Raw genomic sequence first — 26,981 nt, 5'->3', positions numbered from 1 at the left:
GAAGTCTTTGAGCTTTGTTTTCATCATGGTGACGGTGGGATAGTAAGTAAGATGCTATAGCTATTCCACAAACTGCTCTGCTCGTTCTCGAAGGGCATCGGCATTCGGATGCTGCTTCTGCGAGAGCGGCAAGGTCAATAGCTGGCCGTCGTATTTTCCATATTCAGAATTCAGCAGGCTCTTTGAGACCCGTATCTTGAATTCCTCATCGATGCAAAGCTTATGAAGGTCGAATAATGTGTGAATGTCGGAACGGAGGAGTAAGCCGTTTGTGACGTGGGTGTTCGGCTCAATTGCATGAGGCCGGATGTGGGCAGCTTCCAATATGTCCACCACCTGGCAGCCAGTGACGGCGCACGTATCTCTATAGGCATTGCGGACTTTGGTGCGGAAGAGATACTGGCCTTGCCGAATGTAAATAGCTCTCAGCTGTACCTTATCTGGAGTGCGGTCATTCGGAGAGAAATTATCTTCATCTCCGTCCTCATTTTGATTGTCCAGAGGAACATCGAGAAGGTAGTCAGGCTTTTTACCTCGAACTAAAAGAACATCGCCGGTTTCATTATCGTACTCATGGATGTACCAAATGGCGGTATCAAGATAGCGAGAATTGACGTGTGAACGCTTGCCCTCTTGCTCTTCATCGCCACCCGCTCCATCTGAGATGATAGCGCGCAAGGGGAGACGGCTTTTGAATGAGCTAGCCAAAGCGATGTCGAATTCCTTGGCCCGCCTTGCTTGAGAAGTTGCTTGATACCTCTCTTTTTTGCTGAGCGTCATGTCGCTCGCTCGTAGTTGCCTCTCTGCTGCGATTGCCCGAATATTCTCGCTGAAAACAATATCGTCATTATTTTCGCGCAGGTATTTGTGCCAAATGCAAAATGCGAAACCTTCAAGGACTGAGCCGAAAGACCAGTTGTAGCAATACTTCGGGTTGGTTTTGAAACCTATGACCGGCTCGCCTAACGCGTTGACGTGCCAGTCGTCTGTGGAAATGTTGGCAGATTTTAGTAAGTCGTAAATTGTTGACTTGCCGCTTGGTCGCATAGCCTCCAGCGCCGGCCTTGACTCACGATTGATTCGGCCGAAGGTAACCTTTTGCGCCGACTTAAGCTTTGTTGAAAGGCGTTCCCAACCGACTTCTTTCAGACGGCGCCCGATTGGGCGTGTTGGATGGTCCGTATTGGTCCAGAAAGTTGGATATTGCCATGCGGATGGCTCAAGTGGATATCCAAGAATTTTTTCGATTTCCGGGAGCGAGAGCGTAATTTCATCTTCTTTGAGATTTTTTAGATACTGCGCTAACTCGATGTATTTGGGCATATGTAACTGGTTTGTTTAGACGTGGAAAAATCGCCGAAAAGGACGATTTAGGTAGGAATCAAGCCTCTTCTTACAGCCGCGGATAGCCGTTACGGCGGAATCCATATGAGATGTTGTCTTTGAACAGCAGGACGAACATCTTCGTGTCCCTGGTGGCGTTGCGCAAGAGGTTCCCAGCAGATGCGTAGATGGCGTCGGCTTTGGATGGGTCCGCTTGCTCATCGGCTTTCGTCGGGAACTGGATGCCCATCGCATTAGCCAATGTGGCGTGATAGCGTCCTTTTGAGACTTCATCGAAAGTGTCGTCAGAATGGCGAAGGACTTGCGTGGTGGGTGTTCCCCCCCATTTCTTCCATAAAGCCTTCTCCTTCGATTTTCCCAACTGGCGTGCAGCGTCAGAAAGGAGAAACAGAAGGCCGCAGGCGAGAAGCGTCGAAAGAATCCCGCTTAGAAGCGTTGCCTTTTCGCCATAAAGGGCGATGACCATAATCGCAGGAGAGGCCAGCACCAGCAGTGCGGGAATCAAACGAGCTTGGCGCTCATACGGGTCAGAGAACTGGCTGACGATTTTGGAGAAAGAGCTCGCGTCCATGCTCATTCCTCCACCTGGTGATAGAAGGGAACAAATGTAACGGCGGCATATCCTTCTCTGGCACTAACCCCTTCGTAGCGGCAAAGAGAAATACCTTTCGTTTGGACTACCTTAAAGCCGCGACGATTGAAGGCATTTGTGACGACACGCTTGGGATGCCGCGGCGCTTCCTTACCAACCGACACATAGGCACGTTTTCGCGTATCTTGAGGTTGTTGTGCCAGTGCTGGTCCGACAATAAGGTCGAGCGCTGCGGTCGACACATTGTGGCGCCCGCCGTGGTGCGGAATTTGTACGAATGTGACGTAGTCAGCTAAGTTGACGCCACGCACGCGGGCGTATTCTGCCGCAGCTTTCAGCGAGTCAATGCCAGCATCCCCGGTAAGCAAAATTCCGTCCATTGCGGTCTTTGCAAAAAGGATTACGCTGCTTTCATTCTCCGCTGATGTCGTAACGTTATCCGGTAGAAATTCTTCGTGCCAAAGCGCTGCGATATAACCGATTGCCCCTTGAACTGAATCGAACGCTTTGTACAGAGAGTTCAGTGGACTGGCTGAAGCTTCTTTCTTCAACGCTGGAGACTTTTCAAACTCTGGCACGAGCTGGTGAATGTAGCGGTCGCGTTCAGGCGAAAGTACCGTGAATATGCCAATTTGCGAGCCGGCAAACGGTTCGTAAACCGGCACACCATGCCGCTCCGCTGCCTTTTGTACTGCGTAGGCAGCAGACATCTTTTTCTGCAGCCGTTCCTTCAGGCTGTTATCCGTGAGGCGTCCGTCGTCAAAATAGTGCCGGATGGACGGACTGTAATCCCAGGGCTTATGCATCCATACTTCGCCCACACGGAGATTATCCAGCACGTACTCGAGGCCGCCAGCGTGGTCATTGTCTGGGTGTGAGTTGACAATGTAATGGACGAAATCTGTTTGGAAGTGCCTTTTGACGTGGGCGACCAAGGCTTGGCCATATTCACGGGTGCCCCCGTCATAAATCAATACTCGTTGGCCATCGGGCTCAAACCAACGAATTGCGATTGCGTCGCCACTTCTTTCACCTTCCCCTACAGGCAGAAAATCAATTTCATACGCACTGACCATTTATTGATGCTCCTTGATGTTATTGTTCAACGGCAACTCTTGGTTCTTTGTCTCAGCGCGCTTCAGAAACAATGGTGGTGTCCTTGGAGCTGGCTCAGCGGCTAGTAATAATCGCAGCTAATTTGCAGTTTTCAATAGGCGTGAATTAAAAAATCTTTACGTTTTTTGATGCAGTATTGGTTAATCATTCCCGCAGGAAAAAAAGTAGGTGAATTTGTTTGTATAGGGAAATTTTCATGTGAGCATTGGCACTAGCAGGGTGCTTCTTTCGGAATACACGTATGCCGTACGGTGCTTAGGTTGCCTTATACAACTCGACGACTGCTGTCATGTTCTTTGTGCCTAATTCTTTTCCGACAGCGGTGTTGAACACGCCATGCACCGCTGGAAGGGGGCGACCTTTCGTAGCCGCGATGGCATAGGCGAAATCCTTCTCAATAAGAGAAATGGGAAATCGCGGGAAAAATTGCCTGCAAGCATTGATGCAGCGCTCCGCTGTGCAGCTAAGCTGGCTGCAAATTAACGACGCAGGTCAACGTCCCTGTGCGCGTTGAGCAGGGTGGCGCCCAGTTTATGAAATTCAGGGCCGGTCAGTTCTCCATTACGCCGCCGCTCTTGGTCTCTTTTCACTCCAACGACGTAAAGGGCTGCTGCGTGGCCATACAGAGTTTTTAAGTCGCCATTGAGGAGAGTCTTGGGGCGCCCAGCTTTTTTATATTTTTCGATGGCCTGATTCGCATCAGTGCCTTTGCGGGCGTCGTAAATGAGCTTGCTGACGTCAGCATCAAGCTTTTACCTTCTATCGTAGCGATGCGAAGGTCGAAGCTTAACGTGCGCTTGAATTCGGTGAGACCGATGATGGCGCGAACATCTTTGGGAATAACTTTGCGGAATTGAAGCCCACCATTTGGCAGGCGATAGATATTCGGAGGCAATTTGACCCTTTCGGTCATCAGGGCCTCTGACTGCTTCCGAGCTTTTGTACCTGCCATTTGTACCAACGTAATTCAAAAAGTGCCTGATATTACGTTAAAACAATGACTTGGGGTAACTGTGGCGGAGGCTGTGAGATTCGAACTCACGGACGGGTCACCCCGTCGGCAGTTTTCAAGACTGCTGGTTTAAACCACTCACCCAAACCTCCTTGCGTGGCAGCCGGGCATGTTGCCCGTCGCACGAGGGCCGCATTATACATCACATCACTTGCTTTGCATCCACCCTTTCCGGCATGCAAGGCATCCGCCCACCAGACCACCCTGCATCCCGCTCAGAACGTCCCCGGATAAGCCCCCCCATCCATCAGCAGATTCTGCCCCGTGATGAACCCCGCCTGCGCACTGCACAGATAAGCGCAGGCATCCCCGAACTCGGCCGGATCGCCAAAGCGTCCCGCCGGATTGAGCTTGCGCCGGTCCGCCAGCACCTCGTCCACCGTGCGCCCGCTCTCCTTGGCCGCCCCCGTCGCAGTGGAGCGCAAGCGATCCGTTTCGAACGGCCCCGGCAGGAGATTGTTGATGGTCACGTTGTGCGCCACCGTCTTGCGCGCCAGCCCCGCCACAAAACCCGTCAGCCCCGAGCGCGCGCCATTGGAGAGCCCCAGGATATCGATCGGTGCCCGCACCGCACTCGACGTGATGTTGACGATGCGCCCGAAGCCGCGCGCGATCATCCCATCCACCGTCGCCTTGATGAGCTCAATGGGCGTCAGCATGTTGGCGTCGACCGCCGCGATCCAGTCATCCCGCGTCCACTCACGAAAATCGCCCGGCTTGGGTCCGCCGGCATTGGTCACCAGAATGTCCGGGGCAGGGCAGGCGGCCAGCGCCAGGGCGCGTCCTTCCGGGGTGGTGATGTCGCACGCAACCGTGGTGATGATGGCACCGGTGGCGGCGGTCTCCGTGCGGATGGCCTGGGCCGTTGCTTCCAGTGCCTCCGCACCGCGTGCCAGCAGGGTGACGTGCACGCCTTCGCGCGCCAGCGAGAGTGCGCACGCGCGGCCGAGGCCCTTGCTCGATGCGCAGACGAGGGCGGTTTTACCTTTGATGCCGAGATCCATTCTGTCTTCCTTTGCTTGAGGGGGGATGGCAGGAAAGCACAGCCGCCGGGACAGCCCGGTCCGCCTGCGCTACACTGTCGGGCCTGATCGGCGGCGCTATTTCTTCATCACCATGTAGATGGCCAGTGCAATGAGGGCGACCACGCCCATCTCCAGCGCAAACACGATGACGCCGCTCATGTCAGTCTCCTTTTTTATCCTTCGATGCGGCCACTGCACCTTGCAGCCGGCCAGCAGAGGCATCACTGTACACCGATGACGGCTTCCTTGTTTTTCTCCGGCGTAGTCAACTTCCTGCTCGGCGGCCTGCTGGGCGCCATGGGCGGTCTCTTCGGGATCGGCGGCGGTCTCATCGCCATCCCCGTGCTGGGCTACCTCTACGGCATGGACCAGCAACTGGCCCAAGGCACGGCACTCGTGATGATCGTGCCCAACGTCGTCATCGCCTTCTGGCGCTACAAGCAGCGCAATCACATCCAATGGAGTACCGCCGCCATGATGTGCGTGCCGGCTGTCTTCACCACCTATGTCTCGGCCCGCATCGCCACGGCCATGGCGGCGCGCAGCCTGCATGTCTGCTTCGCCGCCTTCATGGGCCTGCTGGCGCTGTACTACCTGTGGACGCTGATGCGCAACAAGCGCAGCGTGGAATCGTCCGTGATCCTCTCGCGTCGCGACATTCCGCTGGTGGGGATGGCTGCCGGCGCCTCGGCCGGTTTCTTCAGCGTGGGCGGCGCCATCGTCGCCGTGCCCTTGCTGACGGCCTTGTTCGGTGTGACGCAGACCGCCGCGCAAGGACTGGGGCTGGCCATGGTCACGCCCGGTACGCTGGTGGCGCTGTGGACCTACGCTCACGCGGGTCATGTGGACTGGTCAGTGGGCATTCCGATGGCGCTGGGCGGCGTGCTCAGCATCTCCTGGGGCGTGGCGCTGGCACACCATCTGCCGGAGCGGCGCCTGCGCATCCTCTTCTGCGCCGCATTGCTGTTGCTGTCGGTCTGGATGATGATCGCCGGCTGAGGGCCGGCCATCTCCGCCGCTCAGGCGGTCTTCCTTGCGCGTGCGGCGAGCTTGTCTTCGTCGCTCTCCTGCGCCATCTGCTCGCGGATGAAATCCACCAGATTGCGTGCATGCGGCGACAGCGTATCCATGTTCTGGAACACCATGCTGCGCTCGCGCACGCTCCACGGATCGCTCAACTCCACCACCGCCAACTGCATGGTCTGCTGATGCCGCTGCGCCGCTGAACGCGGCACGATGCCGATGCCGACATTGGTCTCGATCATGCGGCACATGGCTTCGAAGCTGCGCACCTGAATCCGCAGCTTGAGACGCTGCCCCTGTTCGGAAACGATCTTGTTGAGGAAGTGGTGCAGGGTGCTGCCTTCGTGCAGGCCGATGTGTTCGTACTCCAGCGTGTCCTGGAAGGGAACGCTGCCGGCGCCCGCCAGCGGGTGTTCCAGCGCAGTGGCCAGCACCAGCCTGTCGGTCGAGAAGTTGAGTACCTGCAGTCCATCCCCCTGCACCGGACCGGCCACGATGCCGATATCGGCCGTGCCTTCCTGGATGCCGCGCAGGATGTCATGGTTCAGGCGCTCTTCCAGTGAGACGTTGACCTGCGGATGTCTGGCCAGGAACTTGCCCAGGATCTCGGGCATGAATTCGGTCACCGCCGTGGTGTTGGCGAAAATGCGGATATAGCCCTTGATGCCGTTGTTGTACTGCTGCATGTCGCTCTTGAGGTGTTCCACCTGCTGCATGAAGAGCTGTGCGTGATGCAGCAGGGTATGCCCGGCTGGTGTGAGCTGCACGCCCTTGCTCTCGCGATAGAGCAGGCGGGTGCCGAAGCGCGTTTCCAGTTCCTTGATGCGATTGCTGGTGGCGGCCAGCGAGAGATTCATGCGTTCGGCGCTGCGGGTGAGGCTGTTGAGTTCGGCGATGAGGATGAAGAGGCGCAGGTCGGTCAGATCGAAAAGCATGATGTCTCCCGGAAAGATTCGGTGAGGATGGCGCCTGCACTGCGGCAAGCCTGGCCATCCTGTATTGCGGCACGCTTCCGCCATGGGTGCGCGCGTGCTCTCGGTGGCTGCCCATGGTACGCCCAATTGCGTCACTGCATGGCGTGAAATACGGACGAGTTGTGACGCGATGCCGCATCCCTGTGCTGCGCGTGACTTCAGTTCTGCGTAAGCCCCCCTTCCAAAAATACAGATTGTTCCCGGCGGGTGGACACCGCAGACTCGTGCCCAACCAACAACCACGATGCGAGGAGCCATGTCGCACCCCGACCTCGATCTCGCCCTGCTGCGGCAGTGGCTGGACAAGACCGAAACGCGCCACGACCAGATCAGCCCGGCCTTCGCGGCAGCGCTGGCGGCCACGCTGGACGGTCCGCGTCAGCCGCAGGTCGGCGACGCGCTGCCGCCGCTGTGGCACTGGATCTATTTCTGGAGCGTGTGCCGCCAGTCCGAAGTGGGCGCGGATGGCCATCCGCAGCGCGGGGGTTTCCTGCCGCCGGTGCCGCTGCCGCGCCGCATGTGGGCCGGGGGAAGGCTGCGGTTTGCGGCTGCGCTGCCCATCGGCGCGCAGGCCGAGAAGGTCTCGCGCATCGCCAGCGTGGACGTGAAGCAGGGCCGCACCGGCGCGCTCGCTTTCGTGACCGTGCAGCACACCATCCGTCATCAGGGCCAGCTGTGCCTGAGCGAAGAGCATGACATCGTCTACCGCGATCTGCCGCAGCCGGGCGCCCCGGTGGTGGTGCCGAAGAGCGCGCCCACCGATACGCGCTGGTCGCGCCGCGTGGAGCCGGACCCGGTGCTGCTGTTCCGTTATTCAGCGCTGACCTTCAACGGTCATCGCATCCATTACGACCGCAGCTATGTCACCGAGGTGGAGGGCTATCCCGGCCTCATCGTCCACGGGCCGCTGATCGCCACCTTGCTGGCCGACCTGGTGGCACGTGAAATGCCGCAGGCGGTGATGCGCGAGTTCAACTTCCGCTCGGTGGGAACCTTGTTCGATACCGAGCCCTTCACGCTGTGCGGCAAGCCTGCTGCCGATGGCAAGAGCGTGGCGCTGTGGGCGCAGAACGAACGTGGCGAACTGGCGATGCAGGCTGAAGCCCTGCTGGACTGAAACTAAATAAATCATTTAAATAATATAGAGCCGGAGCCCCCTCATGTCGTATCAAGCCGTCCCTGATGCCTACACCGACCTGCGCGACGCCGTGCGTGACCTGTGCCAGACCTTCCCGCCGGAGTACTGGCGCAAGGTCGACGAAGCGCGCGGCTATCCCGAGCAATTCGTCGATGCGCTCACCAAAGCCGGCTGGATGGCGGCCCTGATTCCGCAGGAATACGGCGGCTCGGGACTGGGGCTGACCGAAGCCTCGGTCATCATGGAAGAGATCAATCGTACTGGCGGGAATTCCGGGGCCTGTCACGGCCAGATGTACAACATGGGTACGCTGCTGCGCCACGGCTCGGAACGGCAGAAGCAGCAATACCTGCCCAAGATCGCCAGCGGCGAACTGCGCCTGCAGTCGATGGGCGTGACCGAGCCCACCACCGGTACCGATACCACGCGCATCAAGACGGTGGCGGTGAAGAAGGGCGATCGTTACGTGGTCAATGGCCAGAAGGTCTGGATCTCGCGGGTACAGCATTCCGACCTGATGATCCTGCTCGCCAGGACCACGCCTTTGGATCAGGTGAAGAAAAAGTCCGAGGGCATGTCGATCTTCCTGGTCGATCTGAGGGAGGCCATCGGCAAGGGGCTGGAGGTGCGGCCCATTCTGAACATGGTCAATCATGAGACCAATGAACTTTTCTTCGACAACCTGGAAATCCCCGCCGAGAACCTGATCGGCGAGGAGGGGCGCGGCTTCAGGTACCTCCTCGACGGCCTCAACGCCGAGCGCACCCTGATCGCCGCCGAGTGCATCGGCGACGGCTACTGGTTCATCGACAAGGCGAGCGCTTATGCCAAAGAACGCGTGGTCTTCGATCGCCCCATCGGCATGAACCAGGGCGTGCAGTTCCCGATTGCCGATGCCTACATCGAGATCGAGGCCGCCAACCTGATGCGCTACCAGGCCTGTGCGCTCTTTGATGCTCATCAGAACTGCGGTGCCCAGGCCAACATGGCCAAGTATCTCGCGGCCAAGGCCTCGTGGGAGGCGGCCAATGTCTGCCTGCAGACGCATGGCGGGTTTGGCTTTGCCTGCGAATACGACGTCGAGCGCAAGTTCCGCGAGACAAGGCTGTATCAGGTGGCGCCGATTTCGACCAACCTGATTTTTTCCTACGTGGCCGAGCACATTCTCGGTCTGCCCCGTTCCTTCTGAATCAGGCCGCCCAAGGGAGACTCCATGTCGCACGCCAATCGCCCGCTGGAGGGCATCACCGTCATTAGTCTGGAACACGCCATCGCCGCGCCGTTCTGTACGCGCCAGCTGGCAGACCTGGGGGCTCGTGTCATCAAGATCGAGCGGCCCGGTGTCGGGGATTTTGCGCGCGGCTACGATACGCGCGTCAACGGCTTGTCCTCGCATTTCGTCTGGACCAATCGTTCCAAGGAAAGTCTGACCCTCAACCTCAAGGATGAAGAGGGCAAGCGCATCATCGACCAGCTTCTGGGCGGAGCCGATGTGCTGGTGCAGAACCTCGCGCCGGGCGCCGCCGCCGGGCTCGGCCTGTCGGCCAAGGCGCTGCACGCGAAGCATCCGGGACTGATCGTGTGTGACATCTCCGGCTATGGTGAGGATGGCCCTTATCGCGACAAGAAAGCCTATGACCTGCTGATCCAGAGTGAAGCCGGTTTTCTGTCGGTCACCGGGACGCCGGATGAAGTGGTCAAGGCCGGATGCTCGATTGCCGATATCGCCGCCGGCATGTACGCGTATTCCAACATTCTGGCCGCCCTCATCAAGCGCGGACGTGATGGACGCGGCAGCCATATCGATCTGTCGATGCTGGAGGCATTGACGGAGTGGATGAGCTTTCCGCTGTATTACGCCTACCAGGGGGCCAGCGCGCCGGGCCGTTCGGGCGCGGAGCACGCCACCATCTATCCCTATGGGCCATTCAAGGCCGGTGATGGCAAGACCGTCATGCTGGGCTTGCAGAACGAACGCGAATGGAAAGTCTTCTGCGAGGTGGTCTTGCAGGACGCCGCGCTGGCCACCGATGAACGCTTTTCCAGCAATGCGCGCCGCCATGAACATCGCGAAGCGCTGCGCCAGCTGATCCTGGGCATGTTCGCCGACATGAGTGCCGAGCAGGTGGTGGCGCGCCTGGACCAGGCGCAGATCGCCAATGCGCGCGTGAATACCATGCAGGAACTGTGGCAGCACCCGCAACTGGCCGCGCGCGAACGCTGGACCGAAGTGGATACGCCGGCCGGCAAGGTGGCGGCGCTGCTGCCGCCGGGTGCCAATGACAGTTTCGATTACCGCATGGAAGCCATTCCTGCCTTGGGTCAGCACACCGAGGCCATCCTCGCCAGACTGGGCTATGACGCAGCAGCCATCACTGCGCTGCGCGAACGGGGGGCCGTGTAATGGCACCGCACATCACCACGGCCAGCAGCTACCTGTTCGTGCCGGCCAATCGCCCCGAGCGCTACGCCAAGGCGCTGGAGAGCGGGGCGGATGCCGTCATCGTTGACCTGGAAGATGCAGTCGCCCTGCCGCAGAAGGAGGAAGCGCGCGCCACATTGGCCCGCTGGCTGCGCGGCAATGGTCCGCAGCCGCGCCTGTGGGTGCGCATCAACGCGGCCGACACCGTCTGGCACGGTGATGACCTGTTGACGTTTTCTGCACTATCGATGGCGGGCATTGTTCTGCCGAAGGCAGAGGAGGCCAAGACCCTGTCTGCCATCGCGCGTCGGCTGGGGCCTGGGCGTGGTCTGATTGCGCTGATCGAAAGTGCCGCCGGCCTGGCCGCGATGCGCGAGATTGCCGCCGTGCCGGGGGTGCAGCGGCTGGCCTTCGGGTCCATCGATGCGCAGGTCGATCTGGGCATGCAATGCGGCCCGGAGGAAGAAGAGCTGATGCACTTCCGCATGGAAATGGTGATGGCATCGCGCCTGGCGGGCATCGCGCCGCCCATCGATGGCGTGACCACGGACTTCAATGACGATGCCTTCCTCGCACGCATGGTGCAGCGGGCCAGGCGCATGGGCTTTGGCGCGAAGCTGTGCATCCATCCGAAGCAGGTGGAGGGCGTGCGGCGTGGCTTCATGCCCGGCGAGCAGGAGCTGGCGTGGGCCGAGGAAGTGATGGCGGCCGTGCGTGCCAGCGATGGCGGTGCGATTTCGCTCAATGGAAAAATGATCGACAAACCGGTGATCCTGCAGGCGGAGAAATTCCTGCATCAGGCCGGACGTCTGGTGGACTGAGCGCAGCTTGACCCGCGTTGCGCCGGGCAGCGCTCGTGTAATCTAGGCGTTTTCCAACAAGCAGGGAGACGACACCATGAAAATCCAGGCCGCCGTATTGCGTGAAATGACCGAGGCTTACCCATTTGCGGTGAGCCAGCCGCTGAAGATCGAGGAACTCGATCTCGATCCGCCGGGCCCCGGTGAAGTGCTGGTCAAGATGAAGGCAGCGGGCCTGTGCCACTCGGACCTGTCGGTCATCACCGGTGTGCGTCCGCGTCCGGTGCCCATGGCGCTGGGGCACGAGGCATCGGCCGAAGTGGTCGAGGTCGGCAGCGGCGTGAGCGACCTGCGCGCGGGTGACCTGGTGGTGCTGGTCTTCGTGCCGAGCTGCGGTCACTGCCTGCCTTGCATGGAAGGACGTCCCGCGCTGTGCGAGCCGGGTGCGGCAACCAACGCGGTAGGGGAATTGCTCTCCGGCCAGCGCCGGCTGCATGACCGCGCGCAGCATGTGCACCATCACCTGGGCGTATCGGCCTTTGCCGATCATGCGGTGGTGTCGCGCCGCTCCTGCGTGAAGATCGAGGCGGACATCGATCCGGTACAGGCGGCCCTGTTCGGCTGCGCCGTGCTGACCGGTGTGGGTGCGGCGGTCAATACGGCCGAGGTCAAGGCCGGGACCACGGCGGCCGTGCTGGGATTGGGCGGCGTGGGCCTGTGCACCATGCTGGGCGCGCTGGCCTCCGGTGCCCGCGAAGTGATTGCCGTCGATCTGCATGACAGCAAGCTGGAAGTGGCGCGCGCCTTGGGCGCTACGGCCACCGTCAATGCCCGTGATCCGGATGCGGTGGAGAAGGTCAAGGCGCTGACCAAGGGCGGCGTCGATTACGCCTTCGAGATGGCCGGGTCGGTCCAGGCCATGGAGGCCGCCTATCGCATGACCCGGCGCGGCGGCATGACGGTGACGGCCGGCCTGCCGGCACCCAATCAGAACTGGCCTTTGCAGCAGGTCAGCCTGGTGGCCGAGGAACGGACCGTCAAGGGCAGCTACATCGGCTCCTGCGTGCCGGTGCGCGATATCCCGCGCTATATCGGCCTGTACCAGGCCGGCAAGCTGCCGGTGGACAAGCTCATGGGCGAGCGCCTGGCGCTGGCCGACATCAATCGCGGCTTCGACCGCCTGCACAGCGGGGAGGGCCTGCGTGACCTGATCGTGTTCTAACGCCGGAAGGCCGAGGTCATCGGCCTGCCGGCTTCATCCCCGGAGGAGACATCCATGACCATCATCACAAAGCGGGCGGCACTGACCGCCTGCGCCTTCGCCACGCTGAGCCTGTCGGCCACGGCAGCGCTGGCCCAGCAGACCATCGTCATCAAGTTCAGCCACGTGGTGGCCAATGACACGCCCAAGGGCAAGGGCGCGGAACGCTTCAAGGAACTGGCCGAGAAGGCGACTCATGGCCGCGTCAAGGTCGAGGTCTATCCCAACAGCACGCTCTACAAGGACAAGGAAGAACTGGAAGCCCTGCAACTGGGGTCGGTGCAAATGCTTGCTCCTTCGCTGGCCAAGTTCGGCCCGCTGGGCGCCAAGGAGTTCGAGGTCTTCGATCTCCCCTACATCTTCCCCAACAAGACCGTGCTGAAACAGGTGACCGAAGGGCCGATCGGGCAGGGGCTGTTCCAGAAGCTGGAGAGCAAGGGCATCAAGGGCCTGGCCTACTGGGATAACGGCATGAAGGTGATGACGGCCAACCGCCCGCTGCACAAGGTGGCGGACTTCCGGGCACTGAAGATGCGCATCCAGTCCTCCAAGGTACTCGATGAACAGTTCCGCGCCCTCAAGGCCAATCCGCAGGTGCTGGCGTTTTCCGAGGTGTATCAGGCCATGCAGACCGGCGTGGTGGATGGCAGCGAGAACACCCCGTCCAATGTCTATACGCAGAAGATGCACGAGGTGCAGTCCAACCTGACGGTGTCGGACCACGGCTACATCGGCTATGCGGTGATCGTGAACAAGAAGTTCTGGGAAGCCTTGCCGGCGGACGTGCGCAGCCAGCTGGAAGGGGCCATGAAGGAGGCGACCGTGTATGCCAATACCATCGCCCAGAAGGAAAATGACGATGCCCTGGTTGCCATCAAGGCCAGTGGCAAGACCAAGATCTATACTCTGAGCGAGGACGAGAAAGCCGAATGGCGGCGCGCACTGCTGCCGGTACACAAGAGCATGGCCTCGCGCGTGGGGCAGGATCTCATCGATGCAATCTATAAGGAAAGCGAGGCGGCGGGCGTGAAGATGAATTGAGCGTACAGCCCGCAACAGCCGAAAGCGCGGCCTGCAGCGATGCAGGCCGTTTTTTCATGCGGCAGAGGAGGGAAGAAAAAACTTACTTTTTCTTGCGCTCGCGGACGTATTGCTCGGCCGCCGTGACGGCATTCTGCAGGGCTTCCATCTTGGAATTGCCCGGCTTGAAATCGCCGAATTCATGCGTGGTGCGGTCCGGAAAGTCGATATGGACGAACGCCGTCCACTTGCCATCGGTACGCAATACGGGAGTCAATTTGATGGTCGCGTCAAAATACTTGCACGCGATAGCGCCTAAGGTGGTGGACATCTTGCTTCGAAGCGGGCGGCGGTCACTGCTGAGGGGGAGGGCCGGCACCTGCAGGTTGGGTGGCAAATCGAGGTGCCATCATGCCACAGCCTGCGCTTTCCTGCCTTGCGCTATTTCAGTCCTTTACCACAATTTACGAGTCAGACGCTTGACGGCGGGCGCGGCCTTGTGGGTGTCGCCCGCCGGTCAATGGATGCGTGCTGATGAGCTTGGTCCTGATACACGAGTCAGTGGGCACCCAGCATGAGGTCCAGGTTCTGCACGGCGGCACCGGAGGCGCCCTTGCCCAGGTTGTCGAACACGGCGCACAGCAGGAGGTGTCCTTCGGCGGCATTGCCGAAGACCCCCAGCGTCATGTCGTTGCTGTTGTTGTGGCGGGTCGGATCGAGCTGGGCCGTGGCCGCGCTTTGTTCCGCATCCAGCACGGTGACGTGGCGCGCCCCGGCGTAATGCGCCTGCAGAGCGGCTCGCAGGCTCTCCAGCGTGGCGTTCGGCGGCAGCAGGCGGGCCTGCAAGGCGATGGACAGCACGATGCCCTGGCGGAAGGCGCCATAGCTGGGCACGAATACCGGGCGCTGCGACAAGCCGGCGTGCAACTGCATCTCCGGCGGATGCTTGTGCGCCAGTCCCAGTCCGTATAGCACGAAGGGCGCGGCTTGCGCGGCCTCCGCCCCTTCGTATTGCTCGACCTGGGCGCGGCCGCCACCGGAATAGCCGGAGACCGCATGGATGGCCAGCGGATAATCGGCGGGCACCAGGCCGGCGTGGACCAGCGGACGCAGCAGGGCAATGGCACCGGTCGGGTAGCAGCCCGGATTGGTCACGCGCTGTGCATGGGCAATCGCCTGCGGCTGTTGCGCCGACAGTTCAGGGAAGCCATAGACCCAGCCGGGGCTGGTGCGATGGGCCGAGCTGGCATCGATCACGCGCACCTTGGGATTCTCGATCAGCGTGATGGCTTCGCGGGCAGCGGCATCCGGCAGGCACAGCAGGGCGATGTCGGCGCTGTTGATGGCCTCGGCGCGGCGGGCTGCATCCTTGCGCTCGGCGGCCGGCAGGGTCAGGATGCGCAGGTCCTTGCGGTCACGCAGACGCTCATGGATCTGCAGGCCGGTGGTGCCTTGGTCGCCATCGATGAAGATCAGGGGAAGTGTGCTCACGGGTTGCTCCAATGCAGGGAAGACAGGGATGTGCGCCGAATCAGGTCGGCTGGCGCTTGCCGAAGACCTGCATGGTGAACCGGATCGTATAATTGGAAAAGTTGAATATCACAAAGAGATCGTTCAGTTTTCCTGAACGTCGTCTTTTCCACGGGAGTCATGCAATGCGTGAATTGAGCCTGGACCGTCTGCGTACCCTGGTGGCCATTGCCGACCTGGGTTCCTTTGCCGCCGCCGCGCGCGAACTGCACCTGGCTCCACCCACGGTGAGCCTGCACATCAGCGAACTGGAAGAGCGCATCGGTGCGCCGCTGCTGTTGCGCCAGCGCAGCCAGGTGCGGCCTTCCGGCATCGGTGCCACCCTGATCGCCCGCGCACGGCAATTGCTGGCGGCGGCCGACCAGGCACTGGAAGAAGTCGGCCGGCAAGTGCTGGGGCTGGCCGGGCGCGTCAGGCTGGGTGCCTCCACCGGGGCCATTGCCACGTTGCTGCCGCAGGTGCTGGAACGGCTGGGGCAGCGCCATCCCGATATCGACGTGCAGATCCACATCCTGACCTCGCAGGAGACACTGTCGCAGTTGAACGAAGGGCTGCTGGACATCGGCCTGGTGGCCTTGCCACAGTCTCCCGTGAGCGGCCTGACGGTCCGCCCGTGGCGGCGTGATCCGGTGATGGCCTTCCTGCCGGCGGCCTGGCACGCGCCCCGGCTGGTCACGCCGGGCTGGCTGGCCGCGCAGCCGCTGATCCTCAATGCGCCCGAGACGCGGCTCTCGCGCCTCACCAGCGAATGGTTCGCGGGGGCCGGTGAGCAACCGGAGGCGCGCATCCAGCTCAATTTCAACGATGCCATCAAGAGTCTGGTGGCCGCCGGTTACGGTGCCACGCTGCTGCCGCATGAGGCCAGCGCGCAAGGGCGGCCGGTGCCGCTGGATCCGCGCATCGTCATGCGGCCCTTGCGGCCAGCGCTGTGGCGGCCCCTCGGTATCGCCCATCGCGCCAGCCAGCTGGAACCGGCGACGCGCCATGTGCTGGAAGCGCTGTGGGAACTCAAGCAGCTCAAGACACCGCGTTCGTCTGCGTGAGCGCGGCGCGTGTCAGGACGGAAAGTGACTGGCGCTGCTGGCCCGCTGCATCGAAATTGCCGTCGTCCAGCCATCGTTCAAAGGCTGCGCGTAGTGCCGGCCATTCGCTGTCGATGATGGAGAACCACGCCGTATCCCGGCTGCGGCCACGATAGACGATGGCCTGGCGGAAGATGCCCTCGAAGCTGAACCCCAGGCGCTGCGCGGCAGCGCGCGAGGGCGCATTGAGGCTATCGCACTTCCATTCGTAGCGGCGATAGCCGAGATCCTCGAAGATGTGGCGCATCAGCAGGTAGTGCGCTTCGGTGGCCATGCGGCTGCGCTTGAGCAGCGGCGAGAGTGCGATGTGCCCGACCTCGATCACGCCGTGCGCCGGTTCGATGCGCATGAGGGCCAGGGTGCCGATGGCGTCCCCCGTGCGCAGGTCGATCACGGCATGGTGCAGCGGATCCTGCGTGGCCTGCATCTGCATGGCCTGCTGACGGTAGCTGGCGGCGTCGGGGAAGGGGCCGCTCATCATGTAGGTCCAGTCGCGTCCATCCGGGGCGGTGGCGAAGGCGGCGTGCAGTTGCGCGGCGTGGCGGTCGGCATCCAGCCGCTCCAGCCGGCAGCTGCGGCCTTGCAGGGTGCGGCCATCGGGACGCGCACGCGGCTGCCAGTCCGGCAGGGCAGGGCCGATGGGTTGCTGGTAATCGTTGCTGCGGACGAGATCGGTCATGGTGGCTTTCATGGCGAGGGAGAGCTGGCACGATAGCGTTTTCGTGGCATCATCAAAAGTGCCACAAGACGATGATTTGATGGAGCCACGAAAACCTGCTTGCCATGCCACTTTCCTTGCTGTCTTCCCCGCTCGATGTACGGCCCGGCGCTGCTTCGCGCCAGCAGCAATTGCTGGCGCGCTTCAAGCGCGCCATCCTCGGTGGCCAGTTGCCGCCCGGCAGTCGCCTGCCTTCCACCCGCAGCCTGTGCGAGCAGTTGCAGGTAGCGCGCAATACCGTGCTGGCAGTCTATGAACAACTGGTGGCCGAGGGCTATGCCGTAGCGGATCGGCAGGGGACGCGCGTGGCGACCCTGCTGGCAGCGCCGGCAAGGCTGCATGCCGTTTCCCCTGCGTCACGCACCGGCCACGCACGCCCATCGCGCCGGGTCAGCACCATGCAGCCCACGCGCGATGCCGGTGACCGCGGGCTGGCCCTCACGCCGGGGATGCCGGCGCTCAATCGCTTTCCGCTCAATGCCTGGCTGCGCGCGCAGGAGCGCGCGCTGAAACGGGCCGGCCCGATGGCGCTGGCCTATGGCGATCCGCTGGGCGAGCCAGTCTTGCGCGAGGCCATCGCGCAATATCTGCGGGTGGCTCGCGGCGTGCGTTGCGAAGCGGGACAGGTAGTGGTGACCGAGGGCTCACAAGGGGCGCTGTCGCTGTGCGTGCGGCTCTTTGCCAATCCGGGCGAGCGCGCCTGGCTGGAGGATCCCGGCTATGGCGGGGTGCGTGCCGCCTTCCATGCAGGCGATATGAAGATTCGTTCCATGCCGGTCGACGAGGAGGGCATCCTGATTGCCGAGCGGGCCTGGCGCTCGCCGCCCCGGCTGATCCATGTGACGCCTTCGCACCAATATCCGACCGGCGCGGTACTGTCGCTGGCGCGGCGGCTGGCGCTCATCGCGCGGGCCCGCGAGCACGGCTGCTGGATCATCGAGGACGATTACGACAGCGACTTCCGCCATCACGGTCATCCCATCCCGGCCATGCAGGGACTGGTGCCGGATGCGCCGGTGCTGTACGTGGGCACCTTCAGCAAGACCCTGTTTCCGGGCTTGCGCATCGGTTTTCTGGTACTGCCGTCTTCCGTGGGAGAGGGGGCGGGGCGCGCGCTGTCCGAGTTGTTGCGCGGCGGGCACCGGCTGGAGCAGCTGGCGTTGGCGGAGTTCATGGCCGGCGGCCAGTTCGCGCGTCATCTGGGACGCATGAAGCGGCTCTATCGGGAGCGCCAGCAGGCTCTGCGGGCGGCCTTGCAGGCGCAGTTGCCGGAGTTCGGCATCTCAGGGGGCGACAGCGGCTTGCATTTGACCTTGCGGCTGCCGCCGGATTGTCCGGATACCGCCGTGAGTACGGCGGCGCGGGCGGCGGGCATGAACGTCGGGCCGCTGTCGTCGTTTTCGGCCGGGCCGGCGCAGGCTGGCAACAACGGGCTGGTGATCGGTTACGGCAATACCTCGCAAGAGCAATACGCCGCGCTGATCCGGCGCCTGGCGGGGATCGTCAGGCGCGTGCAGCGTGATCAGAGCGTGGCCGGCTGATGCAGGCGCTGCTTCACGCAGCGCGTGACCAGGTCCATGTAATCGGCCGCGCGGGCCGGCTTGGCGGCATACCAGATGCGGCTGTCTTGTTCCTGGGCGAAATCGGCGGACATCGGCGCGGCCGTGAACAGCACCAGCGGGATATGCGCCAGTTGCTGGTAGATGCACAGAGTGCGCAGCAATTCATACCCTTCGGTGCCGGTAAAGCTGCGCGGATCCAGCAGGATCAGGGCCGGCAGCTCCTTGCTGCGGCACAGCGCCTTGGTCAGCAGCGAAGCATTGGCCAGTTCGGCATCGTCGAACCATTCGAACTGGCAGGGCAACTGGCTGCGCCAGACGGCGAAGCGGGCGGTTTCGATGGCGTCCAGGTCGGCATCGACGACGAGTACGCTGGGCAGGTGATGGGTCAGGGACATGGCAGCCTCCTTGCTGGTATGGAGGCATCTTAGGGGAGAGGCTGCGGGCAGGGTATCAGGAGCTTCCTGATGGGCTGCGCAGGTGTTGCCGGCAGCCCCGGTGCGGATCGAAATCAGGCGCTTTCGCGGGCGCTGCTTTCGAATTGTCTGGCGTATTCGGCACGGCGCGCCTGGTCCGATTCGATCAGCAGGCGATAGCGGGTTTCCGATACGCGCTGCTGCAGCACCGCGGCATAGCGCTCGCGCTGCAGCCACTCGATGATGATCGAGGCGGTGGCGACGATGACCATGTAGACCAGGATCAGGAAGATGTCCTTGTCGTTGAGCCCGTCCATCGTGTAATACGGCTTGCGGAAGAAGAACATGGCCGTGGGGATGCTGATGGCCAGCAGGCCCAGGGAGTACAGATAGCCGAACAGATAGCTCATCACGATGCAATTGACGGCAAAGAACAGCATCGACAGCGATTCCTCGACAAAAGGCGCCAGCGCATAGCGCAGCCCGAAGGCGGCGACGAAGCCGAAAGTACTCACGTACAACGGCCTGAAGCCCTGCGGGCGCCAGCTTTTGGCGTTCTTGAGTCGGATCAGGCTCATGATGGTCTTGGAGTGGGGGCGCGTCGTATCCATCTTGGTTCACATTGCACGGTGGTGCAATGGGCTCATGTTAAGAATGCTGTCTGTCAAAAGACTTACTGGCGGCCAAATTGCCGGGCTGCGTTGTATCTTCACATCAAGTCAGTGCCGTCTGTCCTTCAGCGGCGAGGCATGGGCGAGATACTTGCGGTTCATCTCGTTGCCGTGGATCTCGATGCTGCGCTTGATGAACATCACGGTTTCGTTGGTGACGATTTCACGTTCATTGTCGACGGTGATGATGTGATAACAGTCGCCCAGCCAGATCACCTTGCGTACCTCGGAGTTGATCTGTTGCAGGATCAGCTCGGCATTGCGCGGCGATGCAGTTTCATCGTCGATGGAGTGAATGATCAGGATATCGGTGCGGACCAGGGGCAGGGATTTGCGCACGAAAGCGATCATGCGCAGGGCGGCGCGCAGGTGGCGTGCCGGGATGGCAGCGGCACCGACGGCGGCCACGCCATCCTTTTCCAGTGCGGCGGCCACACGGCGGCGCATCTCGTAATTCTTGATGCCGTAGGGTTCGCTTTCCTTGTAGGACCAGTTGCGCACGCCCATGTCATAGACCACGGTCAGCATTTTCCAGTACCAGGGCACTGACCAGCCATCGTATTGCAGCACCGGCGAGAGCAGCACCACCGACAGCAGTTCCTTGCTGCGCGCCGCCACGGCCAGCGCCAGCGTCGCGCCCATGGACAGGCCGCACAACGAGACGGTACGGAATTCTTCCTTCAGGCGCGCCACCCGGCTTTCGACCACGGCGCACCAGTCTTCCCAATTGGGCGAGACGCGCGGATTGGTCAGGGCAGCGGAATAGTTGTCGATGTTGAGCGGGATGACGGTACAGCCAGCCTTCTTCAGCTGCTTGGGGATGGACCCCATTTCCAGCTGCGAACCGCACAGGCCGTGCAGCAGGATGACCGCATGCTCCTTGTGCGGGCCGCCGTGTCGCTCTTCAGGCTGAGGTTGCTCGACAGGCTCGGCCGCTGTGCTGGCCGGGCTGCTGGTATCGGTGGATGACAGTGAGTCCATAAATCTTCAAACGCTTTTCGCGCCCCGTGGGCGCCGCCCGGCGAATTCTTCGCCCCCCGTTCAGTACGAGTAAGCGGGTCGACGCTTCAGCGTTCTGTTTCCCGACTACCAACTCCGCTGCCGTCCAGGCGGATGACTTTTCGCGAAAGTCTAACTGCCTCGTTGAAATGTTGCCAGCGTTTATCAATTGCCTTCCCGGAAACGCCGGGTGACGGTGGCCTGGCATGCCATCCGGCAGGAAAATGACAATCTGATGTCAGGATAACGTTGTAAAGACGCAATTGGTGCACAAATCTTCATATCCAGCACCAAAAGACAAATACCGGGCGGTTAAACGACAACAAAGAAAAAGCCCTTCGAGGCGACTCGAAGGGCTTGTTTGCTCGCGCCCGGAGACCGGGCGAAGGGGCTGTCGGACTTAACCGCGGCCTTCCAGGCGGCCATTGACCACGCGCACCTGGTCGCCGACACGCCAGTTTTCGCTGGTTTGCGGGAAGCTGCGGGTCTTGCCATTGTCCATGCGGACGTCGACGACGTAGCTGGTGGTGGAGCGCACGTTCTTTTCCACTTCGTTGCCGGCGTAACCGCCGCCGACGGCACCGGCAATGGTGGCCAGGGTACGGCCGGTACCGCCACCGATCTGGTTGCCCAGCAGGCCGCCGACCACGGCACCGCCAGCAATACCCACACCGCTGGTCGGGACGCTGTGGCGCACGGTCCGCACGCCGATCACTTCACCGCAGCTGCTGCAGACGGCCGCGGCGCGCTGGGCCACGGGGGCTGCTGCCTGGGCCGGGTAGGCGCCCTGTTGCGGCTGGTAAGAGGTGGATTGCGGAGCTTGTTGCTGCACCAGCGGTTGCTGGCCCTGGGCGGCTTGGCCCGGCTGGCCGGCTTGCTCCATGGCCGCGACCTGCTGCGGCGAATTGGCGCTCTTGGAGCTGGGCAACAGACCCGTCATCGCGGCCACGCCGATCAGGCTGACCAGAATCACGGCCACCGAGGCACCGGCGACCAGCGGATGAATCCGTCCCGACGAAGCAGGTGCGGAAGGCTGGCTCACGGCGTTGTTGCTTGCGTTCAGGTTTTGCGGGGTATTGGTATTGGCATTGGTTTCCATGATGACCTCTCTAGTTGTTCTGTTGTCGTTGATGAGTGGATGACTGGATTATGGAGTGGTCATGGGCCAAAAAAAATCCCGATTCTGTGTCAGTTGTAAGGACTTGTAATCCTGCAACAGTCGGTCTGGACACGGGTTTGCGGCAAGACAACGCTGCTCTGGAGCAATCGAAGGGCGTTTCAGGCGGGAAGGGAGGGGCGTGCAGGGGGGATGGGGTTCCGCATCCCGGGCGGGATGCGGAGGCAGCAAGGCGGGATGCGCCAACGCGGGAGCGGCGCAGCGCCGTCCCGCGTGACGATCAGTCTTCGCGGCGCAGGTGCGGGAACAGGATCACGTCGCGGATGTTGGGCGAGTCGGTGATCAGCATCATCAGGCGGTCGATGCCGATGCCGCAGCCACCGGCCGGCGGCATGCCGTATTCCAGGGCACGGATGTAGTCGGCGTCGTAGTACATGGCTTCTTCATCGCCAGCGTCCTTGGCGGCCACTTGTGCCTGGAAGCGGGCGGCCTGGTCTTCAGCGTCATTCAACTCGGAGAAGCCGTTGGCGATCTCGCGGCCGGTGATGAACAGTTCGAAGCGCTCGGTGATGCCGGCGACCGTGTCGGAAGCGCGCGCCAGCGGCGAGACCTCGACCGGGTAATCGATGATGTAGGTCGGGTTCCACAGCTGCGATTCGGCCGTTTCTTCGAACAGCGCCAGTTGCAGCGCGCCGATGCCGGCACCGGCCAGCGGGGCTTGGTCGGTCTTGACGCCGAACTTCTTGAGTTCAGTGCGCAGGAAGTCGATGTCGGCCAGTTGCGCTTCGGTGTAGTTCGGAGCGTACTTCAGGATCGCGCCGGTGATGGTCAGGCGGTCGAAGGGCTTGGACAGGTCCAGCTCGCGGCCCTGGTAGGTCAGCACGGCGGTGCCGTGGGCGTCGATGGCGGCCTGGCGGATCACCTGTTCGGTGAAGCCCATCAGCCACTGGTAATCCACGTAGGCGGCGTAGAACTCCATCATCGTGAATTCGGGGTTGTGACGCGGCGAGACACCTTCGTTGCGGAAGTTGCGGTTGACCTCGAAGACGCGCTCGAAACCGCCCACCACCAGGCGCTTCAGGTACAGCTCGGGGGCGATGCGCATGAACATCTGCATGTCCAGCGCATTGTGGTGGGTGATGAAGGGCTTGGCCGCCGCGCCGCCCGGGATCGGGTGCAGCATCGGGGTTTCCACTTCCATGAAACCGTTGGTTTCCATGAAGCGGCGGATCGACGACATCGCTGCAGTACGCGCCTTGAAGGTGCGGCGCGTCTCTTCGCTCATGATCAGGTCCACGTAGCGCTGGCGATACTTCATTTCCTGGTCGGCCAGGCCGTGGAACTTGTCCGGCAGCGGGCGCAGCGACTTGGTGATGAGTTTCAACTTGGTGACCTTGATGGACAGCTCGCCGGTCTTGGTCTTGAAGAGGGTGCCTTCAGCGCCCAGGATATCGCCCAGGTCATAGTGCTTGAAAGCGGCCATGGCTTCTTCGCCGGTGACGTCGCGGGTCACGTAGAGCTGGATGCGGCCATCGGCGCGCGCGCCCGAGGCGTCCTGCAGGGTGGCGAAGGCCGCCTTGCCCATGACACGCTTCAACATCATGCGGCCCGCCACGGTCACCTGGACCGGTTCGGCTTCCAGCGCTTCATTTTCCAGGCCATCGTACTTGGCATGCAGGTCGGCGGCATTGTTGGCCGGGCGGAAATCGTTGGGGAAGGCGACGCCCTGCTCGCGGATGGCGGCCAGCTTGGCGCGGCGCTCGGCGATGATGCTGTTCTCGTCGGCTGCCGGCTGGGCGGCGGGGGTGTTTTGCGTGGTCATGGTTGGAATTCTTGGTGGTTGAACGGTCAGTCCGGAAAGCCGGGCCGCGCAGCACAGCCGCGCGGTCCGCCTGGATCAGACGCCCTGTTTCAGCGAGGCCGCGATGAAGTCGTCGATGTCGCCATCGAGGACGGCCTTGGTATTGCCGGTTTCGAAGTTGGTACGCAGGTCCTTGATGCGGGACTGGTCCAGCACGTAGGAGCGGATCTGGTGGCCCCAGCCGACGTCGGTCTTGGAGTCTTCCAGCTTCTGCTGCTCGCTCATGCGCTTGCGCAGTTCCAGTTCGAACAGCTTGGCGCGCAGCATGTCCCAGGCCTCGGCCCGGTTGCGGTGCTGGCTGCGGTCGTTCTGGCATTGCACGACGATGCCCGTCGGGGCGTGCGTCAGGCGCACGGCGGAGTCGGTCTTGTTGATGTGCTGGCCACCCGCGCCGGAGGCACGGTAGGTGTCCACCCGCACATCAGCCGGGTTGATCTCGATCTCGAAGGATTCATCCACTTCGGGGTAGACGAACAGGCTCGAGAAGGACGTATGGCGGCCATTGGACGAGTCGAACGGCGACTTGCGCACCAGGCGGTGCACGCCCGTTTCGGTGCGCAGGAAGCCATAGGCGTATTCGCCCTCGACCTTGATGGTGGCAGTCTTGATGCCGGCCACTTCACCGTCGGACTGTTCCAGGATCTCGGCCTTGAAGCCCTTGCGCTCGCAGTAGCGCAGGTATTGACGCAGCAGCATGGAAGCCCAGTCCTGGGCTTCGGTGCCGCCGGCACCGGCCTGGATGTCGATGAAGCAGTTGTTGGCGTCCATGGGGCCGCTGAACATGCGGCGGAATTCCATGTCTTCGACCAGCTTCTTCAGGGTCTCGGCATCGGCTTCGATGGCGACGATGGTGTCCTCGTCCTTTTCCTCGCGGGCCATCTCGAAGAGGTCGCGCGCATCCGCCAACTCGCTGTCGATTTTGATGAGGGTGTGGACGATCGCTTCCAGCGATTTCTTTTCCTTGCCGAGGTCCTGGGCCCGCTTCTGGTCGTTCCAGACGTTGGGATCTTCCAGTTCGGCGTTGACTTGTTCGAGTTTCTCCGACTTCACATCGAAGTCAAAGATACCTCCGAAGCTCGGTGGCACGGGTGGCCAGATCATCGAGCAAGGATTGGAGGGAATTGAGGCGTTCTGCTTCCATGATGGTTTCTTTTGCGATCAAACCTCGAATTATACAAGAGGAGGAGGGCAGTTTCACCCCCGTCACGCGCCTGTCATTTTCCGTCGCTACCATCGGCGCGCTTGTTTGACTGACAAAATACTGACGGCAGCGTCCGCCGCTGCCCGACATCTGCTAGCCACCACCGGAGAATCCTCGATGAGACAGCCTGCCCCCACCGCCACTCCCGCCGTCGCCGACCAGCCGCAAGCCGGCCGCCGCAACCTGCTCAAGGCCCTGGGCGCTGCGCCCCTGCTGCCGCTGGCGGGCGGCCTGTCGGCCTCGGCCCTGCTGGCCGCCTGCGCCACCCCGGGTGCGGGCAAGCCCTTCGCCTCGGCGCGTTTCACCGGCATGCCGGCCCCGACCCTGGACAACCCGGCCGCCATGGCCGCCACCACCGTCGGCTCGGCCCTGGAAGTGACTTTTGCAGATGGCAGCAAGCAGAGCTACAAGCTGGCCTATCAGCCTTTCTTCATGACCGGCGACATGGTCCCGAACGGCAAGGGCGGCAGCATCCTCGCCGGCGGCTACCTGGACATCAACAACCAGCCCATCATCGACCGCTCGGTGCCGGGCAAGGAGCGCCAGTTCTATTCCGACTGCCCGGACGGCTCTTCGCTGCTGACCGTGGCCGGTGCCAAGGTGCCGGGCGTGAAGGGCAATGCGGTATTTGCCGTGGTGCAATTCGAATACACCACGCGCGACCAGAAGCAGGCGGCCATGTACGGCCAGCTGCCGTCGCCCATCGCCGTGCTGACCCTGGACCAGGATCCTTCGTCGGGCAAGCTCTCGCTGGTGCAGTACCACAATGTTGATACCTCCCAGGTCAACGGCCTGTGGATCACTTGCGGTGCCAGCCTGTCGCCCTGGAATACGCACCTGTCGTCGGAAGAATATGAACCGGACGCCTCTGCCATCGCCTCCAATCCGCAATTCAAGGCCTTCAGCAAGAACCTGTATGGCGACGAAAACCGCGCCAATCCCTATCACTACGGCCACCTGCCGGAAGTGACCGTCAACGCGGACGGCACCGGTTCCATCAAGAAGCACTATTGCCTGGGCCGCATCTCGCACGAACTGGTACAGGTCATGCCGGACCAGCGTACCGTGCTGATGGGCGACGATGCCACCAACGGCGGCCTGTTCATGTTCATCGCCGACCGCGCCGCTGACCTGTCCGCGGGCACGCTCTATGTGGCGCGCTGGGAGCAGGTCTCGGGCGTTGGTCCGGGTGCCGGCAAGCTGTCCTGGGTACGCCTGGGCAGCGCCACCAGTGCCGAAATCAAGGCCATGGCGGACCGCTACAAGTCCTCCGACATCATGGACATCCGCACTACCGATCCGGCTGACGGTTCCTTCTCCAAGATCCCGTTCAATGGCAAGTTCAACTGGGTGCGCGTCAAGCCGGGCATGCAGAAGGCCGCCGCCTTCCTGGAAACCCACCGCTACGCGGCACTGGCCGGTGGCAGCCTGGGCTTCACCAAGATGGAAGGCACCACCGTCAATGCCCGCGACAAGATCGCCTATTCGGCCATGTCCTATGTGCAGACCTCGATGCTCAACGGCTCCGGCCACATCAAGGTCGAAGGCCCCAAGGCCGGCGCCGTGTATGCCCTGAACCTGCGCGGTGGCCAGCGCGATGCCGGTGGCAATGCCATCGACAGTGAATGGGTGGCCATCGACATGGCCCCGCCGGCCGCCCTGGTGGGCGTGGACCTGAAGACCCCGGATGCCTTGGGCAACCTGGCCGACCAGGAACACATCGCCAATCCGGACAACATCAAGTTTTCCGAAAAGCTGCGCACCTTGTTCATCGGTGAAGACAGCGGCATGCACGTCAACAACTTCCTGTGGGCCTACAACGTCGATACCAAGGCGCTCACCCGCGTGCTGTCCTGCCCGGCGGGGGCCGAATCGACCGGCCTGCATGCGGTGGACGAGATCAACGGCTGGACCTACGTGATGAGCAACTTCCAGCACGCCGGCGATTGGGAGAAAGGCTTGCACGACAAGGTCAAGGACACCCTCGATCCTCTCGTGCGCGCCAACTTCAAGGACCGCTTCGGTGCCACCGTGGGCTACCTGACCGGTTTGCCGCAGACCGGCAAGGCCTGAGGTGAAGTAAAAGGCTTCAGTCTGAAG

General features: G+C 61.9%; 26 protein-coding genes and 1 tRNA gene. 10 read left to right on the top strand and 17 right to left on the bottom strand.

What is annotated here, in order from left to right; all coding sequences use genetic code 11:
- Positions 1-60 precede the first annotated feature (60 nt).
- The 7 genes from JOD78_RS05685 to JOD78_RS05655 form a co-directional block, all read right to left on the bottom strand.
- Complete coding sequence (locus JOD78_RS05685) at positions 61-1,323, bottom strand: HNH endonuclease (protein WP_204726587.1); 1,263 nt, start codon at positions 1,321-1,323, stop codon at positions 61-63.
- Between the two features lie 70 nt (positions 1,324-1,393).
- Positions 1,394-1,915, bottom strand: coding sequence for a hypothetical protein (locus JOD78_RS05680; protein WP_209566818.1), 522 nt, complete (start codon positions 1,913-1,915; stop codon positions 1,394-1,396).
- Positions 1,916-1,917: 2 nt separating this feature from the next.
- Positions 1,918-3,012 carry an MBL fold metallo-hydrolase gene (locus JOD78_RS05675; protein WP_209566816.1) on the bottom strand — a complete coding sequence of 365 codons (1,095 nt, stop codon included), beginning with the start codon at positions 3,010-3,012 and terminating at the stop codon, positions 1,918-1,920.
- A 671-nt stretch (positions 3,013-3,683) separates the two neighbouring features.
- The gene (locus JOD78_RS05670) at positions 3,684-3,965 is read right to left on the bottom strand and encodes a hypothetical protein (RefSeq protein WP_204726585.1); all 282 of its coding nucleotides are present in this window, start codon (positions 3,963-3,965) and stop codon (positions 3,684-3,686) included.
- Between the two features lie 101 nt (positions 3,966-4,066).
- Positions 4,067-4,156: transfer RNA gene (locus tag JOD78_RS05665), tRNA-Ser, on the bottom strand.
- A gap of 123 nt (positions 4,157-4,279) precedes the next feature.
- Positions 4,280-5,068 (bottom strand): SDR family oxidoreductase, encoded by a 789-nt coding sequence (locus JOD78_RS05660; RefSeq protein WP_134135905.1) that lies wholly within the window; start codon positions 5,066-5,068, stop codon positions 4,280-4,282.
- Between the two features lie 96 nt (positions 5,069-5,164).
- Positions 5,165-5,311, bottom strand: coding sequence for a hypothetical protein (locus JOD78_RS05655; protein ID WP_157845819.1), 147 nt, complete (start codon positions 5,309-5,311; stop codon positions 5,165-5,167).
- Positions 5,312-5,323: 12 nt separating this feature from the next.
- Here JOD78_RS05655 and JOD78_RS05650 point away from each other — a divergent pair, with 12 nt between their 5' ends.
- On the top strand, positions 5,324-6,088 hold the full coding sequence (locus JOD78_RS05650; protein WP_209566814.1) for a sulfite exporter TauE/SafE family protein: 765 nt from the start codon (positions 5,324-5,326) through the stop codon (positions 6,086-6,088).
- 20 nt (positions 6,089-6,108) lie between these two features.
- Here the strand turns inward: JOD78_RS05650 and JOD78_RS05645 are convergent, their stop codons facing one another.
- A complete protein-coding gene (locus JOD78_RS05645) occupies positions 6,109-7,047 on the bottom strand; it encodes a LysR family transcriptional regulator (RefSeq protein WP_204726583.1) in 939 nt (312 codons plus the stop codon).
- 295 nt (positions 7,048-7,342) lie between these two features.
- Between JOD78_RS05645 and JOD78_RS05640 the strand changes: the two genes are divergently transcribed.
- The 6 genes from JOD78_RS05640 (at position 7,343) to JOD78_RS05615 (ending at position 13,748) form a co-directional block, all read left to right on the top strand.
- Positions 7,343-8,203, top strand: a complete 861-nt coding sequence (locus JOD78_RS05640) for a MaoC family dehydratase N-terminal domain-containing protein (protein ID WP_204726582.1) — start codon at positions 7,343-7,345, stop codon at positions 8,201-8,203.
- A gap of 43 nt (positions 8,204-8,246) precedes the next feature.
- Positions 8,247-9,413 (top strand): acyl-CoA dehydrogenase family protein, encoded by a 1,167-nt coding sequence (locus tag JOD78_RS05635; RefSeq protein ID WP_209566813.1) that lies wholly within the window; start codon positions 8,247-8,249, stop codon positions 9,411-9,413.
- 24 nt (positions 9,414-9,437) lie between these two features.
- Positions 9,438-10,628 (top strand): CaiB/BaiF CoA-transferase family protein, encoded by a 1,191-nt coding sequence (locus JOD78_RS05630; protein WP_209566811.1) that lies wholly within the window; start codon positions 9,438-9,440, stop codon positions 10,626-10,628.
- Entirely contained in the window at positions 10,628-11,467 is an 840-nt protein-coding gene (locus JOD78_RS05625) for a CoA ester lyase (RefSeq protein ID WP_209566809.1), read from the top strand. The genes JOD78_RS05630 and JOD78_RS05625 overlap by 1 nt, the downstream gene beginning before the upstream one ends.
- Before the next feature lie 76 nt (positions 11,468-11,543).
- Positions 11,544-12,668 carry a zinc-dependent alcohol dehydrogenase family protein gene (locus JOD78_RS05620; RefSeq protein WP_121041720.1) on the top strand — a complete coding sequence of 375 codons (1,125 nt, stop codon included), beginning with the start codon at positions 11,544-11,546 and terminating at the stop codon, positions 12,666-12,668.
- Between the two features lie 54 nt (positions 12,669-12,722).
- A complete protein-coding gene (locus JOD78_RS05615; protein ID WP_209566807.1) occupies positions 12,723-13,748 on the top strand; it encodes a TRAP transporter substrate-binding protein in 1,026 nt (341 codons plus the stop codon).
- Positions 13,749-13,830: 82 nt separating this feature from the next.
- Here JOD78_RS05615 and JOD78_RS05610 read toward each other — a convergent pair whose 3' ends face one another.
- Positions 13,831-14,058, bottom strand: a complete 228-nt coding sequence (locus JOD78_RS05610; RefSeq protein ID WP_039785514.1) for a hypothetical protein — start codon at positions 14,056-14,058, stop codon at positions 13,831-13,833.
- Positions 14,059-14,285: 227 nt separating this feature from the next.
- Positions 14,286-15,218: an N-acetyl-gamma-glutamyl-phosphate reductase gene (gene argC / locus JOD78_RS05605; protein ID WP_209566805.1), complete on the bottom strand. Its 933-nt coding sequence runs from the start codon at positions 15,216-15,218 to the stop codon at positions 14,286-14,288.
- A gap of 164 nt (positions 15,219-15,382) precedes the next feature.
- Here argC and JOD78_RS05600 point away from each other — a divergent pair, with 164 nt between their 5' ends.
- A complete protein-coding gene (locus tag JOD78_RS05600; RefSeq protein WP_121041715.1) occupies positions 15,383-16,300 on the top strand; it encodes a LysR family transcriptional regulator in 918 nt (305 codons plus the stop codon).
- Here JOD78_RS05600 and JOD78_RS05595 read toward each other — a convergent pair.
- A complete protein-coding gene (locus JOD78_RS05595) occupies positions 16,275-17,018 on the bottom strand; it encodes a GNAT family protein (RefSeq protein ID WP_121041713.1) in 744 nt (247 codons plus the stop codon). The two genes, JOD78_RS05600 and JOD78_RS05595, sit on opposite strands and share 26 nt — an antisense overlap.
- 104 nt (positions 17,019-17,122) lie before the next feature.
- Between JOD78_RS05595 and JOD78_RS05590 the strand changes: the two genes are divergently transcribed.
- On the top strand, positions 17,123-18,598 hold the full coding sequence (locus JOD78_RS05590; RefSeq protein WP_209566803.1) for a PLP-dependent aminotransferase family protein: 1,476 nt from the start codon (positions 17,123-17,125) through the stop codon (positions 18,596-18,598).
- Here JOD78_RS05590 and JOD78_RS05585 read toward each other — a convergent pair.
- The 6 genes from JOD78_RS05585 to prfB form a co-directional block, all read right to left on the bottom strand.
- Positions 18,580-19,014, bottom strand: coding sequence for a histidine kinase (locus JOD78_RS05585; protein ID WP_121041709.1), 435 nt, complete (start codon positions 19,012-19,014; stop codon positions 18,580-18,582). The two genes, JOD78_RS05590 and JOD78_RS05585, sit on opposite strands and share 19 nt — an antisense overlap.
- A gap of 113 nt (positions 19,015-19,127) precedes the next feature.
- Entirely contained in the window at positions 19,128-19,643 is a 516-nt protein-coding gene (locus JOD78_RS05580; protein WP_209566801.1) for a DUF4118 domain-containing protein, read from the bottom strand.
- A gap of 108 nt (positions 19,644-19,751) precedes the next feature.
- Positions 19,752-20,684, bottom strand: coding sequence for an alpha/beta fold hydrolase (locus JOD78_RS05575; RefSeq protein WP_209566799.1), 933 nt, complete (start codon positions 20,682-20,684; stop codon positions 19,752-19,754).
- 418 nt (positions 20,685-21,102) lie between these two features.
- On the bottom strand, positions 21,103-21,801 hold the full coding sequence (locus tag JOD78_RS05570) for a glycine zipper 2TM domain-containing protein (RefSeq protein ID WP_209566797.1): 699 nt from the start codon (positions 21,799-21,801) through the stop codon (positions 21,103-21,105).
- A gap of 298 nt (positions 21,802-22,099) precedes the next feature.
- Positions 22,100-23,641 (bottom strand): lysine--tRNA ligase, encoded by a 1,542-nt coding sequence (lysS, locus tag JOD78_RS05565; protein WP_121041701.1) that lies wholly within the window; start codon positions 23,639-23,641, stop codon positions 22,100-22,102.
- A gap of 75 nt (positions 23,642-23,716) precedes the next feature.
- Positions 23,717-24,821, bottom strand: a protein-coding gene (prfB, locus tag JOD78_RS05560; RefSeq protein ID WP_121041699.1) for a peptide chain release factor 2 whose coding sequence is annotated in 2 segments (ribosomal slippage) — positions 23,717-24,739 and positions 24,741-24,821 — 1,104 coding nt in all. Because the reading frame shifts where the segments join, the coding sequence is not laid out codon by codon here.
- A 177-nt stretch (positions 24,822-24,998) separates the two neighbouring features.
- Here prfB and JOD78_RS05555 point away from each other — a divergent pair.
- Positions 24,999-26,954 carry an alkaline phosphatase PhoX gene (locus JOD78_RS05555; RefSeq protein ID WP_121041697.1) on the top strand — a complete coding sequence of 652 codons (1,956 nt, stop codon included), beginning with the start codon at positions 24,999-25,001 and terminating at the stop codon, positions 26,952-26,954.
- Positions 26,955-26,981: the final 27 nt, after the last annotated feature.

The sequence above is a fragment of the Herbaspirillum sp. 1130 genome (assembly GCF_017833835.1).
Lineage (GTDB): Bacteria > Pseudomonadota > Gammaproteobacteria > Burkholderiales > Burkholderiaceae_D > Herbaspirillum > Herbaspirillum huttiense.
The sequence above is the reverse complement of the archived record's forward strand: the minus strand, read 5'-3'. Positions and strand labels throughout refer to the sequence as shown.